Here is a 16,241-nt window from a genome sequence, read left to right as displayed (position 1 = left end):
GAGCCGGCGAGGAACCGACGGCAGCTTTCTCGGAGCCCGACGTGCTGAACCGGCCTGTGTCTTCCCCCGCTTTTGTTTTCCGCACCCGCGCGCTGTGCGCCGCGATGGCCACCGCCGCGCTGCTGGTGACCGCCGGCCTGCCGGCCGCGCAGGCGGCCTACAGCCCGCCATCGAGCAATGTCGCCTGGCTGCCCGCCGGCGCGGATGCCGACGTGGACAAGGCCTTCGCGCAAGGCAAGGCCGAGAAGAAGCCGGTGCTGGTGTACTGGGGCGCCAAGTGGTGCCCGCCGTGCAACCAGCTCAAGGCCACGCTGTTCAACCGCCAGGACTTCGCCGAGCGCTCGAAGAGCTTTGTCGCGGTGCACATCGACGGTGACCTGCCCGGCGCGCAGAAGCTGGGCGCCCGCTTCAAGGTGCGCGGCTACCCGACCATGATCCTGTTCAGCCCGGACGGCCAGGAAATCACCCGCCTGCCGGGTGAAGTGGACGCGCCGCAGGTCATGAACGTGCTGCAGATGGGCCTGGCCGGTGGCCGGCCGATCAAGACCGTGCTGGATGACGCCCGCGCCGGCAAGCCCATCAGCGCCAACGAATGGCGCATGCTGTCGTTCTACTCCTGGGACACCGACGAAACCCAGCTCGTCTCGCCGAACGACCGTCCGGGCCTGCTGGCCCAGCTGTCTGCCGCCGCACCCGCCAGCGAAGCCGAAGCCAGCACCCGGCTGCTGCTGAAGGCGCTGGCCGAGAGCGACGAAGGCAAGGGCATCAAGCCGGACGCCGCGACGCGGGAACGCGTCAAGAAGCTGCTGGCCGACCCGGTCGCCAGCCGCACGCTGATGGACGTGCTGGTCAATGCAGCGCCGGACGTCGTTAACGCGCTGGCGCCGACCGCCGGCCCGGACCGCGCGGCCCTGGCCACCGCGATGGACGGCGCGCTGCAGCGCTTGCAGGCCGACGCCGGCCTGTCGCGCAGCGACCGCGTCTCGGCGTTGATCGCCCGCGTCGGCGTGGCGAGGCTGGATCAGCCCAAGGAAACGCTGCGCCCGAAGCTGCCCGCGCCGCTGCTCAAGGAAGTGCGTGACATGGCCGCGGCCATGGACAAGGAGATCACCGATGGCTACGAGCGCCAGGCCGTCATCAGTTCCGTGGCCTACGCGCTGGGTGAAGCCGGCCTGTGGACCGAAAGCGATGCGCTGCTGAAGAGCAACCTGAGCAAGAGCCACTCGCCGTACTACCTGATGAGCCACCTGGGCGGCAATGCAAAGAAGCAGGGCAAAAAGGCCGAGGCGTTGGGTTGGTACGAAAAGGCCTTCAATACCAGCGAAGGCCCGGCCACGCGGCTGCAGTGGGGCTCCAGCTACCTGAGCGCGCTGGTCGACATGGCGCCGCAGGACTCGGCCAAGATCGAGAAGGTCGCCGCCCAGCTGTTCACCGAAGCCGCCGGCCAGGAAGGCGCCTTCTACGAGCGCAGCGCGCGGTCGCTGCAGAAGGTGGGCGTGGAACTCGGCAAGTGGAACGCCAAGGGCGCGCACCAGGCCACGCTGGACCGGCTGCGCGCGCAGCTGGCCCCGGTTTGCGGCAAGCTGCCGGCGGCCGATGGCCAGAAGACGACCTGCGAAGGCCTGATCAAGACCCGCGCCTGAGCGCGATGAGGATGGGCGGCCTGCGCCGCTCATCCTGCCGGCCAGCGCTTCATGCGGCGCAAACGTGCGCCGGTCGCAGCCGGCTACCGGCACTGGCCGTGGCAAGCGAGCATGTGGATTCCAGAAATTTCGGGAGTCATTGCTCATGCCATTTCATGCCAAGACCGCGCTGCCCTTGCTGGCCCCTGCGCTGCTGACCGGCCTGCTGGCCACCGCGTCGCTGCGGACCTGGGCCGCAGAGGCGCCTGCGGTCACGCCTGCGCCGCAATTCCCGCTGCGCGACTTCTTCGCCAGCCCGCCGCAGGGCTTTTTCCGCATCAGCGACGGCGGGCGTTGGCTGTCCTGGATGCAGCCCGCCGTGGGTGACGGCGGCCCCACGCCGCGGCGCAACCTTTTCGTGCAGGCGCTGGACGGCAGCAAGCCGACCGGCCAGCCGCGCCAGCTGACGCGCGAGAGCGCACGCGACATCGCCAACTACTTCTGGAAAGGCGACGGCACGCTGCTGTTCCAGAAGGACTTCGGCGGCGACGAGAACTTCCACGTGGTCGCGGTCGACGCGCTCACCGGCCAGGTGCGCGACCTGAGCCCGTACGAAGGCGCGCGGGCCGAGATCATCGACACGCTGGACGAAGACGCGGACAACATCCTCTTGCAGCACAACAAGCGCGACAAGCAGGTGATGGACGTCTACCGCGTCAACGTGAAGACCGGCGCCGAGACGCTGGTGGCGCGCAACCCCGGCAACATCGTCGCCTGGCTGCCGGACCATGCCGGCAAGCTGCGCGTGGCGGTCGCGTCCGACGGTGTCAACAACCAGCTGCTGTACCGCGCGACCGAGGCCGACGAGTTCAAGACCCTCATCGCGACCGACTTCCGCACCGAGGTCAGCCCGCAGTTCTTCGACTTCGACAACCAGGGCCTGTACCTGCTGTCCAACCGCGGGCGGGACCGCAAGGCGCTGGTCAAGCTGGACCCGGCCAAACCGGACGCCGAGACGGTGGTCTACGAACATCCGGCGGTGGACCTCTCTGGCGCCAGCTACTCGCGCCTGCGCAAGGTGCTGACGGTGGCCGAGTTCACCGAGGACAAGCAGGGCCGCCACAGCTTCGACGCGGCGACCACACAGCTCTACGCCAAGCTCGCAGAGAAGCTGCCGGGTTATGAGCTGATGCTGCAGGCGAGCACGCTGGCCGAGGACAAGTTCGTGGTCGCCGCCGCCAGCGACCGAACGCCTGGCACGCGCTACCTGTACGACGCCAAGGCCGACACCTTGAGCAAGCTGGCCGACATCAACCCCAAGCTGCCTGAGGCGCAGATGGCGACGATGCAGCCGGTGCGCTACCGCGCCCGCGACGGGCTGGAGATCCCAGCCTACCTGACACTGCCGGTCGGCCGCGCGCCCAAGAACCTGGCCTGCGTGATCAACCCGCACGGCGGCCCGTGGGCGCGCGACCAGTGGGGCTTCAACCAGGAGGTGCAGTTCCTCGCCAACCGCGGCTACTGCGTGCTGCAGATGAACTTCCGCGGCTCGACCGGCTTTGGTCGCAAGTTCTGGGAGGCCAGCTTCGGCCAGTGGGGCCTGGCGATGCAGGACGACGTCAGCGACGGCGTGGCCTGGCTGGTGAGCCAAGGCATTGCAGACCCCAGGCGCGTTGGCCTCTATGGCGGCAGCTACGGCGGCTACGCCACGCTGGCCGGCGTGACCTTCACGCCCAAGCTCTACGCGGCTGCGGTGGACTACGTCGGCGTGTCCAACCTGTTCACCTTCATGAAGACCATCCCGCCGTACTGGGAACCGTTCCGCCAGCAGATGTACGCGATGGTCGGCAACCCGGACGACCCGAAGGACAACGCGCGCCTGGCCGCGACCTCGCCGGCCCTGCACGTGGACCGCATCCAGACGCCGCTGCTGATCGCCCAGGGCGCCAAGGACCCGCGGGTCAACAAGGCCGAGAGCGACCAGGTGGTGGAGGCGCTGAAGAAGCGCGGCGTCACGGTGCAGTACCTGGTGAAGGACAACGAAGGCCACGGCTTCCACAACGAGGAGAACCAGTTCGAGTTCTACGGTGCGATGGAAAGCTTCTTCGGCCAGCACCTGAAGCCCTGAGCCCGCTTCGCCGACCCTCGAAGAGGGCCTGCGGGCCCTTTTTTCATGGGCGGGCGGCGGCCGCTGTTCATGCACGAAAGCCCGCCGCTCGTGTCTGCCGATCTGCCATTCATGGGGGGCGATGTCTGGCGGCAACGGGTGCTGGCGAGAATGCGCCGCATGCAATTCATCCTTCCCCTCTGGCCCGCCGCGCGAAGCCGCGGGCGCCGGCCGTTGCCCCGTCCGCTGTCCGTGGTGTGCAACAGTGCGACCGCGTTGGCGTTGGCCGTGTCGGTACTTGCTTGCCTGCCCGCGCCCGCGGCGGCCGCCACAGCCTCGGGCCTGACCTTGCAGCCGTGCCGGCTCAAGGGCGTGGAGGTCGGTGCGCGCTGCGGCGTGCTGAAGCGGCCACTGGACCCGGGCAAGCCGGACGGCGTGCAGATCGACCTGCACGTGGCCGTGCTGCCGGCTGTGGCGCGCAACCCGAAACCCGACCCGGTGTTTTTCCTGGCCGGCGGCCCGGGCCAGAGCGCGATCGAGCTGGCCGGCACGGTGCAGCGCATCACCGCCCGCTTGCTGAACCGGCGCGACGTGGTGCTGGTCGACCAGCGTGGCACCGGCGACAGCGCACCGCTGCGCTGCGACGACGAAGCGCCGACCCGCTCGCTGCGCGACAGCGCCGACCCACAACGCGAAGCGGCGCTGCTGGTGCGCTGCCGCGAGCGGCTGCAGAAGCTGCCTTACGGTGACCTGCGCCAGTTCACCACCCCCATCGCGATGGCCGACCTCGAAGCCGTGCGCCAAGCGCTGGGCTACGGCCAGATCAACCTGATGGGCGGCTCCTACGGCACGCGCGCCGGACTGGACTACCTGCGCCAGTTCCCGCAGCAGGTGCGCCGCCTGGTGCTGGACGGCGTGGCGCCGCCGGACATGGTGCTGCCGCTGTCCTTCTCGACCGACGCGCAGGCTGCGCTGGACGCACTGTTCGGCGACTGCGAGCGCGACACTGCCTGCCACACGCAGTACCCCGCGCTGCGCAGCCAATGGCAACAGATCCTGGCCAGCCTGCCGCGCGAGGTGACGCTGCCGCAGCCGATGACCGGCCGCGAGGAAAAGGTGACGCTGACACGCGACATGCTGACCGGCGTGGTCCGGCTGCCGCTGTACGCGCCGTGGCTGGCCGCCGGCCTGCCGCTGGCGGTGCAGGAGGCCAGCGATGGGCGCTTTGCCGGGCTGGTCGGCCTGGGGCTGGGGGCTGCAGGCGGTGGCCGCGGGCTGGGCATTGCCAGCGGCATGCACTTCTCGGTCGTCTGCGCCGAGGACGTGCCGCGCATGCCGCTGGGCACCGACAAGCCTGGCGCCGATTTTGGCGACGGCCAGGCGCGCATGTACCAGCGCGCCTGCACCGACTGGCCCCGTGGCGAGCTGCCGCCGGCCTTCTACGAGGTGCACCCGTCCACGGCGCCGGTGCTGCTGCTGTCGGGCGCGGTCGACCCGGTGACGCCGCCGCGGCATGCGGCGCGTGTCGCCAAGGCATTGGGCCCGCAGGCGGTGCACGTGGTGGTGCCCAACAGCGGCCACGGCGTGATGGCCCAGGGCTGCATGCGCGACGTGGTCTACCGCTTCATCAACCAGGACGACGCGGCAAAGGCGCTGGCCGATGCGCCCAAAGACGCCGGCTGCACGAAGCAGTTGCCGCGCCCGCCCGCCTTGCTGCCGCTGCAGCAGGCACCGGCAACTTCCCCCGCCGCCTCAGGAGCCGCGTCATGATTGAGGTACAGGATTTGGCCAAGCGCTTCCAGCAGGGCCGCGGCAAGCAGGCGCGCACGGTGCTGGCGGTGGACGGCGTGAGCTGGCAGGCGCGGGACGGCCGCATCACCGGGTTGCTCGGGCCCAACGGCGCCGGCAAGACGACGACGCTGCGCATGGTCGCCGCGCTGCTGCCGCCGGACACCGGCCGCATCGCGGTCGACGGCATCGACGTGGCGCGGGAGCCAATGGCCGCACTGGCGCGGCTGGGCGTGCTGAGCGATGCGCGCGGGCTGTACCCGCGGCTGACGGCGCGCGAGAACATCGTCTACTACGGCCGGCTGCATGGCATGAGCCGCGCCGCGGCCAGCGCTCGTGCCGACGCGCTGGCCAAGGTGCTGGACATGGCGCCGCTGCTGGAGCGCCGTACCGATGGCTTCAGCCAGGGCGAGCGCATGAAGACGGCGCTGGCCCGTGCGCTGGTGCACAACCCGCCCAACATCATCCTCGACGAGCCGACCAACGGGCTGGACGTGCTGGCCACGCGCAGCCTGCGCGAGGCGCTGCGCCGGCTGCGCGACGACGAGGGCAAGTGCATCGTCTTCTCCACGCACATCATGCAGGAGGTCGAGCGGCTGTGCGACGAGGTGGTGGTGATCGCCCACGGCCGCACGGTGGCAGAAGGCACGGTGCCGGCGCTGCTGGCGCGCACCGGCGAAAAGGACTTCGAAGAGGCTTTTGTGAGCCTGGCGTTCAGTGAAGAAGAGCGGACCAGCCAGGCGCTGGCCGCGAGCAGGGGGTTGTCATGAATGCCGCGTGGAGTGTGTTCTGGAAGGAGCTGGTCGACGCGCTGCGCGACCGGCGCACGTTGCTGACCGTGCTGCTCAGCTCGGTCGCAATGGGGCCGCTGGTGCTGGTGCTGATCTCCACGCTGGTCTCCAGCATCGAGAAGCGGGCCGAGGCGCGCCAGGTGGTGGTGGCCGGGCTGGCGAACGCGCCGACGCTGCACAACTACCTGCTGCGCCAGACCTACACGGTCAGCGAAGCGCCGGCCGACTACGAGCGGCAGCTGGACACCAGCAAGCTGGGCGACCCGGTGGTGGTGGTCCCGAAGGACTTCGAGGCCGACCTGGCCAAGGGCGAGATGCCACTGGTCGAGCTGGTGAGCTCCAGCGCCAACCAGCGCGCCGAAGGCAGCGTGAACCGCATCATGAACCTGCTGCTGGGCTTCAATCGCGAGCAGGCGGCGCTGAGGCTGTCGCTGCGGGGCGTCTCGATGGGCTTGCTGCAGGCCACGCAAGTGGAGCAGCGCGACCTGGCCAACCCGGCTGCGCGCGCAGCACGGCTGACCGCGATGCTGCCGTTTTTCGTGTTGATGGCCGTGCTCTACGGCGCGCTGAATGCGGCGCTGGACAGCACCGCTGGCGAGCGCGAACGCGGCTCGCTGGAGCCCTTGCTGATGAACCCGGCGAGCCGTGGTGCGCTGGTGCTGGGCAAGTGGGGCGCGGTGGCCGCGGTGGCCATGCTGATCGCGCTGCTGTCGAGCTTCAGCTTCCTGCCGGGGCAATGGCTGCTGCGCAGCGAAACGCTGGCGGCGACCTTCCAGTACGGCTTGCCCGAGGCGCTGGCCTTCCTGGCGTTGCTGCTGCCGCTGGCGGGGGCCTTGTCGGCGATGCTGATGGCGATCGCGATCCGCTGCAAGACCTTCAAGGAGGCGCAGGCCAGCGCCACGGTGATCGTGCTCGTCGTCTCGTTGCTGCCGATGATGAACATGATCAACCAGGACGGCGAGAAGCCCTGGCACCTGTGGCTGCCGGCGCTCGCGCAATCCACGCTGATGAATCGCGTGCTGCGCGGCGAGCCCATCACGCCCATCGAATGGGCTCAGCCGTTGCTCGCCTGCGCGTTCCTGACCGTGCTTTGCCTGGCCTTCGTGGCCCGGCAATTCAAGCGCGCCGCGGTGCGCTGACGCAAGGTCGGATCACGCAGCCGCAGGCCAGCGCAGGGCCGCCCCAAGCGGCCTGCGCAACCCGCTTGGCGGGTGGTCTCAGGCACGCCTGAGACCGGGTGCTCCATTCAAGCTTGGCAGACGGTTCGCCAGACTTCGTCCTGCCACGGCAGTTGCCGGACCAACTGGCTCAGGTGCAGCGCCGATTCCGGCGCGCTCAGCACATCCCCGGCGTCGCTGACCAGGCGCAGATTGGTCAGCACGCCCATCGGGTCGACCATGGCAACCACGCCGTGCTGTATTTCTGCCCAATCCCACAGCAACCCGGCCTCTCGCTTTCGGGTACGCTCGCACCACATGGTCTGACCCGCAAGGCGTTCGCCATGAGGCCCGCCGCGAGTGATGCGTGTACCCAAGTGCACGAATTGCAGCCGGCGTTGCGTATTTGCCTGACAAAATACCGTGGGCCACAAATAGATGGACCAGGGGGGTGGCATGGTGCTGCGCTGGCTGCGGGGCGTTGGAGCGTTCTGTGGCGAGAGCATGACCGGTAGTCTGGAGTGCACGTCTTGCGCTTGCTAGATGTAAGACCTGTCAGGGCTTGGACAACAAGCCCTGGCGCCGCGAGCGGAGGCCTGGAATGACCAGTTCTCCGATGCTGGGCGGCAGTTTCCTGTCGGTGATGCAGGCTCAGTCGCGGGACGATTTCCGCAGCGAGATCGTGCGTTTTGCCAACGAGCTCGGCTTCACCTATGTGTCGGCCATGACGGTGATCGACCTGTCGTTGACGCAGTCCGAGTTCATCACCGTGGACAACACGCCGCAGGCTTTCCGCGACGTGTTCACCAACAACACCGATGGCCGGCGTGACCCTGTCATGCAGCACTGCCGGCGCGGTACGCTGCCCATCATCTGGAACCAGGAGACCTACGTCAGCCACGATGCCGGGGAGCTCTGGGAAGAGCAGGCGGCGTTTGGCTACCGCACCGGCGTCGCGCTGGCGATGCATTTCCCCGATGGCCGGCATTTCACGCTGGGCGTGGACCGCGACGAATCCCTGCCCACCGACCCCGGTTCGCTGAGCCGCATCGTGGCCGACCTGCAGCTGTTTGCGGTACATGCGCAGGATGCCGCGATGCGGCTTTTCGTGCCGCCCGGGCGCCAGCTCGAGCGGCCCAAGCTGACGCCGCGCGAGCTGGAAGCCCTGCGCTGGACCATGGAAGGCAAGACCGCCTGGGAAGTCGGTTCCATCCTTGGCATCAGCGAGCGCACGGCGGTGCTGCATTTGCAGAACGCGATGCACAAGCTCGGCTCGATCAACAAGCACCAGGCCGTGCTGAAGGCCCTGCGGCTGGGCCTGATCCACTAGTGAACCGCCGGCGGCGGTTGTTGCTGGCGCGCGGACCCTGTCAGAGTTGACAGTGTCGGCAAGTGGCGAGACTTGCTTCAATGAGGCCATGCGCAAACAGATGCGCGCAACCCCACCGGAGTGACCCCATGAAGCAAGCCCTGAAATCTTTCGTCCGCCAAGCCTTCGGTGCCTCGCGTGGTGCCGCTGCCCGGCGCGCCCCGCAAGTTGCTGCTCCGCTGCGCACGCTGGATCGGCAGGCCTTGCGCGCTGTATCCGGTGGCACCGACGGTGGCGATCTGCCCAAGGGCACCTGGTAATTCACCCCTGATTCACTCGCGACCGGGCAAAGCATCCGGTCGTTGCCTGCGGTAAGCGCAGGCCAGTTTTCTCGCTGTCACTCGGTCTCCAGAAGGAAAAAAGGGAAGGCCAGGACGGACGTCTTGGGAATATAAGAAACGAAAACTGCATGGGCGACCGGACTTCGTGTCCGGTCGCCCTTTGCTTTTTTTCAGGGCCCGTATCGTTCACCGCAAGTGGCCCGTAGCCTTCAACCGAGAGGGTCGGCCTCCTATCATGTGGCCATGAGCCCCAGGCCTTGTCTGCCGATGCGCATTGCCAATCCAGCATGGCCAGGGGCCAAGCTGCCATGAGCTTGTTCAGGCCCGAAGCGGTGCAGCATCGCCAGCAGGAATGGCTGGGCGCGATTCAACTGTCGCGGCCGCTGGGCCTGCGCTGGGTCACCGCCGGGGTGGTGCTCAGCGTGGCGTTGGTGGCCGCCTTCCTGGCGCTGGGCCAGGCCAGCCGGCGGGCGCACCTGAGCGGTGTGCTGATGCCGGACCAGGGTCTGGTGCGCATCGTGCCGCCGCTGGCGGCCACGGTGCAGCAGGTGTCGGTCGCTGAAGGCCAGCAGGTGAATGCCGGTGACGTGCTGTTCATCCTGCGGGTGGACGGCGCGCGCCTGAACGAGGGCTCCCAGGCCCAGCTGCAGCAGACTTTCGACGCCCGCATCCACAGTCTGGAAGAGGCCGCCCAGCGCGCGACGCGCCTCCAGGGTGAGCAGGCCCACGGCCAGGCCGAGCGTGCGGAAGGCCTGCAGCGCGAACTCGCCCAGCTGGACGACCAGGCCAGTTTGCAGGCGCAGCGGCTGGCGTTGGTCGAGAAAGCCCAGGCGCGGTTGGAGGCGCTGGAGAAATCCCAATTCGTCTCTTCCGCGCAGGTACAGGCCAGGGCCGAGGACGTGCTGGGCCTGCGCGCCGAGGCCGCGGCGCTGCAGCGGCAGCGCCAGACGCTGGCGCGCGAGCTGACACAGCTTCAGGCGGAACAACGCGAACTGCCGCTGCAGTCGGCGCAGCAAGTCAGCGATTTGCTGCGCCAGCGCGACGAGATTGCCGAGGCGGCCGCCCGGGCCAACGCGGCGGCGACCCAGCGCACTTTGCCGCTGCGCGCGCAGTCGGACGGTACGCTGAGCAGCGTGAATGTGAGCGCTGGCCAACCTGTGAATGCGGACGCGGCGCTGGCGACGCTGCTGCCGGCCGGTGCCAAGCTGCAGGCGCAGCTTTATGCGCCGTCCAGCGCGCTGGGCTTCGTGTCCGTGGGCCAGGCGGTGCAACTGCGGCTGCAGGCCTATCCGTACCAGCGCTATGGCTGGCTGAACGGCCAGGTCATGCAGGTCGCGCTGGCGCCAGTCCAGGCCGCCGAGCTGGCGCTGCTGCCGCTGGCGGCGAAACAAAATGGCAGCAGCGAGCCGATGTACCGCATCACCGTGGCGCTGGCCGCGCAGGCGATGAGTGCCGATGGCCAGGCCCGCCCGCTGTTGCCGGGCATGCAGCTGGAGGCTGACGTGCTGCTGGAGCGGCGCCGGCTGGCCGAGTGGTTGTTCGAGCCCTTGCTGGGCTGGCGCAAGAGGATTTGAGGCATGCGAGGGCAGGGCACGGGCAGCGAGGATGAGCAGCTCGACAACAGCAGCTTGAAGGACGAGTCGCAACCGGCCGAACCCCGCCTGCGCTTTGGCTGGCTGCGGCCCAAGGTGCCGCTGATCCTGCAGACCGAGGCCGCCGAGTGCGGCCTGGCCTGCCTGGCGATGATTGCCGGCGCGCACGGCATGCACACCGACCTGCCCAGCCTGCGCGCGCGCTTCCAGATCTCGATGAAAGGCGCGACCGCGGCTGACGTGGCCGACATTGGCGCCGAGATGGGCCTGACGCCCCGCGCGCTGCGCGCCGAGCCCGAGCAGTTTGGCCGGCTCATGCTGCCTTGCGTGCTGCACTGGGACCTGAATCATTTCGTGGTGCTGGCCGGGTTCAAGCGCGGCATGGCCACGGTGCACGACCCGGCGCGCGGCGTGCGGCGCATGACGCTGCAGGCACTGTCGCCGCATTTCAGTGGCGTGGCGCTGGAGTTCACGCCAGGCGCCGGGTTTCACGTGGGCGACGCGCGGCGGCCTCTGCGTTGGCGCCAGCTGCTGGGCCGCGTGAGCGGGCTCAAGCGCGCGCTGGGCCAAGTGCTGCTGCTGGCGGTGGCGCTGGAACTGTGGCTGCTGCTGACGCCGTTTTTCCTGCAGTGGGTGGTGGACGGCGTGTTGGTCAGCGGCGAGCGCGACTTGTTGACCACGCTGGGCCTGGGCTTTGCCGGCCTGGTGCTGCTGCAGGTGCTGACCGGGGCGGCCCGCTCGTGGGCCGTGCTGCATCTCTCTGCAATGCTGAAGTTCCAGTGGCTGGGCAATGTGTTTGCCCACCTGCTGCGGCTGCCGATGGACTGGTTCGAGCGCCGCCACACCGGCGACATCTGGTCGCGTTTCAGTGCGGTGCAGCAGATACAGGACACCTTGAGCACCAAGTTCGCGGAAGCCCTGATCGACGGGCTGATGGTGCTGCTGACGCTGCTGCTGATGGGCCTGTACAGCCCGCTGCTGGCGGCGGTGGCGATCGGCGCGGTGCTGCTCTACATGCTGCTGCGCTGGAGCCTGGATGGGGCCATGCGCGAGGCTTCGGAAGAAGCGCTGGTGCACGAGGCGAAAAAGGCCAGCCACTTCCTCGAATCGCTGCGCGGTGTTGGCGCGATCAAGCTGTTCAATGGCGAGGCTGGCCGCCAGTCGCGCTTCATGAACCTGGTGGTCGACGCGATGAACGCCGCGCTGGCGCTGCGCCGGCACGAGTTGGTGATGTCGGTAGGCCAGCGGCTGATCTTCGGGCTGGAGCGGGTGGCGGTGATCTGGCTGGGCGCGTTGGCGGTGCTGGACCAGCAGTTCAGCGCCGGCATGCTGTTCGCGTTCCTGGCCTACCAGGAGCAGTTTGCGACCCGCGCCAGCGCATTGATCGACAAGGCCGGCGAGCTGCGGCTGCTGCGCCTGCAGGGCGAGCGCCTGGCGGACATCGTGCTCACCCCCCCGGAAGCGGCCTTGCCTGGCCAGCGAGGCAACCTGCCCGCCATCAGCGGCCGGCTGACCGTGGGCGGCCTGCATTTCCGCTATGCCGACGCCGAGCCCGAGGTGCTCAACGGCATGAGCTTCGAGGTCGCGGCGGGTGAGTCGGTGGCCATCGTCGGGCCGTCCGGCTGCGGCAAGACGACGCTGCTGAAGCTGCTGCTGGGCATTCACGAAGCGCAGGCTGGCGAGGTGTTGATCGACGGCCTGCCGATGGCGCGCATCGGCCGGCAGCGCTGGCGCTCTTTGATTGGCACCGTGATGCAGGACGAGCCACTGTTCGCTGGCTCGATTGCCGACAACATCGCCTTCTTCGCGCCGGACGCCGATCCGCTTTGGGTGGTCGAATGCGCACGGCTAGCCTCTGTGCACGAGGACATCGCCGCGATGCCGATGGGCTACGCCACGCTGGTGGGCGACATGGGCACCACGCTGTCAGGCGGACAGAAGCAACGCGTGCTGCTCGCGCGGGCGCTGTACAAGCGGCCGCGCATCCTGCTGCTGGACGAGGCCACCAGCGCGCTGGACGTGGACCGCGAGCGCTTGGTCAACCGGGCGGTGCAGCAGCTGCAGCTGACGCGCATCATCGTGGCCCACCGGCCCGAGACGATTGCCAGCGCCCAGCGGGTGATCGTGTTGCAGGCGGGGCGGGTGGCGCAGACGCTGCGCACGGTGGGTGCTGTCGGCGGCGGAGGCCACGAGGCCTGAGCGCGCGCAGGCGCTTCAGGCGGGACGCGTCTGCCGCTCCAGGTCGGCAATCCAAAGCATCGCTTGATCGCGGTGCGCGCCACACATGTCGGGCGAAGGCTGGAGCGAGCCGCAAACCGCTGGCCTGCGCGGGTCGCCAAACAGCTGGCAGCGGTCCAAGTCGTCCAGTTGCACGCAGCGCTGCCCGGCCGGTTTGCCGTGTGGCATGCCGGGGATGGGGCTGGAGATCGACGGAGCGATGCAGCAGGCGGCGCAATGGGGGCGGCACTCCATGGCGGCATTGTTTCACGTGAAACCTGCGCGCTTTCGAGCGGCACTTGGTCGGCAACCCTGCCGGCGTGACGGATCCGCCGGCATTCCTTAAAATCAAAGGTTGGCCGAACCGTCGGCCTGCCAACTTGCGCATCATTTGCGCAAGCAGCGTCGCCAGGCTTCCGCCCACGCTGCTTGCGCTTTCCAGGAGCACGCCGTGCTGTATCCCAAAGAGTTTGATGTCATCGTCGTCGGCGGGGGCCATGCCGGCACCGAAGCCGCGCTGGCGGCTGCCCGCATGGGCTGCGACACGCTGCTGCTGACGCACAACATCGAGACGCTGGGGCAGATGAGTTGCAACCCGTCCATCGGCGGCATCGGCAAAGGGCATCTGGTCAAGGAAGTGGATGCGCTGGGTGGCGCGATGGCGCTGGCCACCGACGAGGCCGGCATCCAGTTCCGCATCCTGAACGGCAGCAAAGGGCCGGCCGTGCGCGCCACGCGCGCCCAGGCCGACCGGGTGCTGTACAAGGCTGCCATTCGGTACCGGCTGGAAAATCAACCCAACCTGACGCTGTTCCAGCAGGCGGTGGATGACCTGATGCTGGAAGGCGAGCGCGTGGTTGGCGCCGTGACGCAGGTCGGCATCCGCTTCCGGGGCCGGGCGGTGGTGCTGACCGCCGGCACCTTCCTGGACGGCAAGATCCATGTGGGCCTGCAGAACCACGCCGGCGGCCGTGCTGGTGATCCGCCAGCCGTCAGCCTGTCGGCCCGGCTGAAGGAACTGAAGCTGCCGCAAGGCAGGCTCAAGACCGGCACGCCGCCGCGCCTGGATGGCCGCAGCATCGACTTTTCGAAGCTCGCCGAGCAACCCGGCGATCTGGACCCGGTGCCGGTGTTCAGCTTCCTTGGCAACACTCGCATGCACCCTCGCCAGGTGCCGTGCTGGGTCACGCACACCAATGCGCGCACGCACGAGATCATCCGCAGCGGCTTTGACCGCAGCCCCATGTTCACGGGCCTGATCGAAGGCGTGGGGCCGCGCTATTGCCCCAGCATCGAAGACAAGGTCAGTCGCTTCGCCGACAAGGACGCGCACCAGATCTTCCTGGAACCGGAGGGCCTGACGACGCACGAGTTCTACCCGAACGGCGTGTCGACCTCGCTGCCTTTCGACGTGCAACTGGCGGCGGTGCGCTCGATGCTGGGCTTGGAGAATGCCCACATCCTTCGGCCCGGCTACGCGATCGAATACGACTATTTCGACCCACGCGAGCTGCGCGCCACCTTCGAAACCAAACAGGTGAACGGGCTTTTCTTTGCGGGTCAGATCAACGGCACCACCGGCTACGAAGAGGCCGCAGCGCAAGGCTTGTACGCTGGCATGCAGGCCGCGCTGCAGGTGCAGGGCAAGGCGCCGGTGACACTGCGGCGCGACCAGGCCTACCTCGGTGTGCTGGCCGACGACCTGATCACCAAGGGCGTGACTGAACCCTACCGCATGTTCACCAGCCGCGCAGAATTCCGGCTGCAGCTGCGTGAGGACAACGCAGATGCCCGCCTCACCGAACTGGGTCGCGAAATTGGCCTTGTGAACGACGCTCGCTGGGACCATTTCAATCGCAAGCGCGACGCTGTTTCACGTGAAACAGAGCGGCTCAAATCGACCTGGGTGCATCCGCGCAACTTCCCGGCGATCGATGCTGAGGCGATGTTGGGCAAGGCGCTCGAGCACGAATACAGCCTGACCGATTTGTTGCGCCGTCCGGGCGTGAACTACGACACCGTCGCCAGCATCGCCGCGACGGCGCGGCCCGAGGCGGGTGTTTCACGTGAAACCTTGCGAGGCGAACTGGGCGACGAATTGGCAGACGCGGTGATTGAGCAAATCGAAATTGCCACCAAGTACGCCGGCTACATCGACAAGCAGGTCGAGGAAGTCGGCCGCGCTCAGGCCTACGAGGCGCTGAAGCTGCCCGCCGAGCTGGACTATGGTCAGGTCACCGCGCTGAGTTTCGAGGTGCGCCAGAAGCTGAGCCGTCACCGGCCGGAAACCCTGGGCCAAGCAGCGCGTATCTCGGGCGTGACGCCGGCCGCCATCTCGCTGCTGCTGGTTCACTTGAAGAAGAAGCGCTTGAGCAGTTTTGCGTTGCCGGACGACACACCGGCTGCAGCCTGAAACCGGGCTCCATGTTTTCACTTCGAAAAGCCGCGATCGCGTGATGAATCCCCACCCACTCTCGGCTTCGCTTGAGGCGGGCCTGCAAGCGCTGAACTTGACGCTGCCGCCGTTGGCGCCGGCCCAGCTGCTGGCCTACCTGGACCTGATCTCGCGCTGGAACAAGGTCTACAACCTCACAGCCATTCGCGACCCGCAGGAGATGCTGAGCCAGCACCTGCTGGACTGCCTGGCATTGGTCGGCCCGCTGGACGAAGCTGCCGCGCAGCGCCCGGCCGCAGCGGCGCCCTGGCGCCTGCTGGACGTGGGCAGCGGGGCAGGGCTGCCGGGCGTGGTGCTCGCAATCTGCCGGCCGGCCTGGTCCGTCACCTGCGTGGACACTGTGGCCAAGAAGGCCAGCTTCATCCGGCAAGTGGGCGCGGAGTTGGGGCTGGCCAATCTCAATGCCACGCACCAGCGCGTGGAAGCCATGGTTGAGCCGCCGTTCGAGCTGATCACTTCGCGTGCCTTTGCTTCGCTGGTCGACTTCGTGACCTTGAGCCGGGCTCGCCTAGCGCAAGGCGGGCAGTGGGTGGCGATGAAGGCCAAGCTGCAGGAGGCCGAGCAGGCCGAGGTGCCGGCAGACGTGGTGATCCAACGCGTGCAGCCTCTGCAGGTGCCGGGGCTCGCGGCCGAGCGCTGCCTGGTCTGGCTGGCGTCGCGCTGATCCTGCTGACAACCCACAGCTGTTCCCCAGCGGTTCAGGCCCATTGCCCACAGCCTTGTCCACGCTGGCGAGGGCCTTCTGCACGCCGAATCCCCAGCTCACCCACTGGCTGTACAGGGGCTGTCCACAAGTTTGTCCACAGCACCGCCGGTGCAGCGCCCGGCCTTGTCTCGCGCACTTCAGCGGCAGGCGCTTGCG

Annotated in this window: 13 protein-coding genes; 11 read left to right on the top strand and 2 right to left on the bottom strand. The window is 68.2% G+C overall.

Annotated features, from left to right (window positions below):
• The first annotated feature begins 41 nt into the window (after positions 1–41).
• The 5 genes from ACAH41_RS13630 to ACAH41_RS13610 all read left to right on the top strand — a co-directional run bounded on the left by ACAH41_RS13630 (position 42) and on the right by ACAH41_RS13610 (position 7,447).
• Positions 42–1,643, top strand: a complete 1,602-nt coding sequence (locus ACAH41_RS13630) for a thioredoxin fold domain-containing protein (RefSeq protein WP_325652589.1) — start codon at positions 42–44, stop codon at positions 1,641–1,643.
• A gap of 145 nt (positions 1,644–1,788) precedes the next feature.
• Entirely contained in the window at positions 1,789–3,750 is a 1,962-nt protein-coding gene (locus ACAH41_RS13625; protein ID WP_325652591.1) for a S9 family peptidase, read from the top strand.
• 267 nt (positions 3,751–4,017) lie between these two features.
• The gene (locus ACAH41_RS13620; protein ID WP_325652593.1) at positions 4,018–5,499 is read left to right on the top strand and encodes an alpha/beta fold hydrolase; all 1,482 of its coding nucleotides are present in this window, start codon (positions 4,018–4,020) and stop codon (positions 5,497–5,499) included.
• Positions 5,496–6,287 (top strand): ATP-binding cassette domain-containing protein, encoded by a 792-nt coding sequence (locus tag ACAH41_RS13615; protein WP_325652595.1) that lies wholly within the window; start codon positions 5,496–5,498, stop codon positions 6,285–6,287. The genes ACAH41_RS13620 and ACAH41_RS13615 overlap by 4 nt, the downstream gene beginning before the upstream one ends.
• Complete coding sequence (locus ACAH41_RS13610; protein ID WP_325652597.1) at positions 6,284–7,447, top strand: ABC transporter permease subunit; 1,164 nt, start codon at positions 6,284–6,286, stop codon at positions 7,445–7,447. Before ACAH41_RS13615 ends, ACAH41_RS13610 begins: the two co-directional genes overlap by 4 nt.
• 107 nt (positions 7,448–7,554) lie before the next feature.
• Here the strand turns inward: ACAH41_RS13610 and ACAH41_RS13605 are convergent, their stop codons facing one another.
• A complete protein-coding gene (locus ACAH41_RS13605) occupies positions 7,555–7,707 on the bottom strand; it encodes a hypothetical protein (RefSeq protein WP_325652599.1) in 153 nt (50 codons plus the stop codon).
• Positions 7,708–8,066: 359 nt separating this feature from the next.
• Here ACAH41_RS13605 and ACAH41_RS13600 point away from each other — a divergent pair, with 359 nt between their 5' ends.
• From ACAH41_RS13600 to ACAH41_RS13585, 4 genes are all read left to right on the top strand, one after another.
• Positions 8,067–8,795 carry an autoinducer binding domain-containing protein gene (locus ACAH41_RS13600; RefSeq protein ID WP_325652601.1) on the top strand — a complete coding sequence of 243 codons (729 nt, stop codon included), beginning with the start codon at positions 8,067–8,069 and terminating at the stop codon, positions 8,793–8,795.
• Positions 8,796–8,923: 128 nt separating this feature from the next.
• Positions 8,924–9,094: a hypothetical protein gene (locus tag ACAH41_RS13595; RefSeq protein WP_325652603.1), complete on the top strand. Its 171-nt coding sequence runs from the start codon at positions 8,924–8,926 to the stop codon at positions 9,092–9,094.
• 329 nt (positions 9,095–9,423) lie between these two features.
• Positions 9,424–10,689 carry an HlyD family efflux transporter periplasmic adaptor subunit gene (locus tag ACAH41_RS13590; RefSeq protein WP_325652605.1) on the top strand — a complete coding sequence of 422 codons (1,266 nt, stop codon included), beginning with the start codon at positions 9,424–9,426 and terminating at the stop codon, positions 10,687–10,689.
• A gap of 3 nt (positions 10,690–10,692) precedes the next feature.
• Positions 10,693–12,906, top strand: a complete 2,214-nt coding sequence (locus ACAH41_RS13585; protein WP_325652606.1) for a peptidase domain-containing ABC transporter — start codon at positions 10,693–10,695, stop codon at positions 12,904–12,906.
• Between the two features lie 15 nt (positions 12,907–12,921).
• Here the strand turns inward: ACAH41_RS13585 and ACAH41_RS13580 are convergent, their stop codons facing one another.
• Positions 12,922–13,179 carry a YkgJ family cysteine cluster protein gene (locus tag ACAH41_RS13580; RefSeq protein WP_325652608.1) on the bottom strand — a complete coding sequence of 86 codons (258 nt, stop codon included), beginning with the start codon at positions 13,177–13,179 and terminating at the stop codon, positions 12,922–12,924.
• Between the two features lie 196 nt (positions 13,180–13,375).
• On the opposite strand from ACAH41_RS13580, the gene mnmG reads away from it, so the two are divergent.
• Both mnmG and rsmG read left to right on the top strand, forming a co-directional pair.
• Entirely contained in the window at positions 13,376–15,337 is a 1,962-nt protein-coding gene (gene mnmG / locus ACAH41_RS13575) for a tRNA uridine-5-carboxymethylaminomethyl(34) synthesis enzyme MnmG (RefSeq protein ID WP_325652609.1), read from the top strand.
• 43 nt (positions 15,338–15,380) lie between these two features.
• Positions 15,381–16,043 (top strand): 16S rRNA (guanine(527)-N(7))-methyltransferase RsmG, encoded by a 663-nt coding sequence (rsmG, locus tag ACAH41_RS13570; RefSeq protein ID WP_325652610.1) that lies wholly within the window; start codon positions 15,381–15,383, stop codon positions 16,041–16,043.
• Positions 16,044–16,241 lie beyond the last annotated feature (198 nt).

This window comes from Ideonella sp. (genome assembly GCF_041287625.1).
GTDB lineage: Bacteria > Pseudomonadota > Gammaproteobacteria > Burkholderiales > Burkholderiaceae_C > Ideonella.
This window is presented reverse-complemented; position numbering and strand designations above follow the sequence as displayed.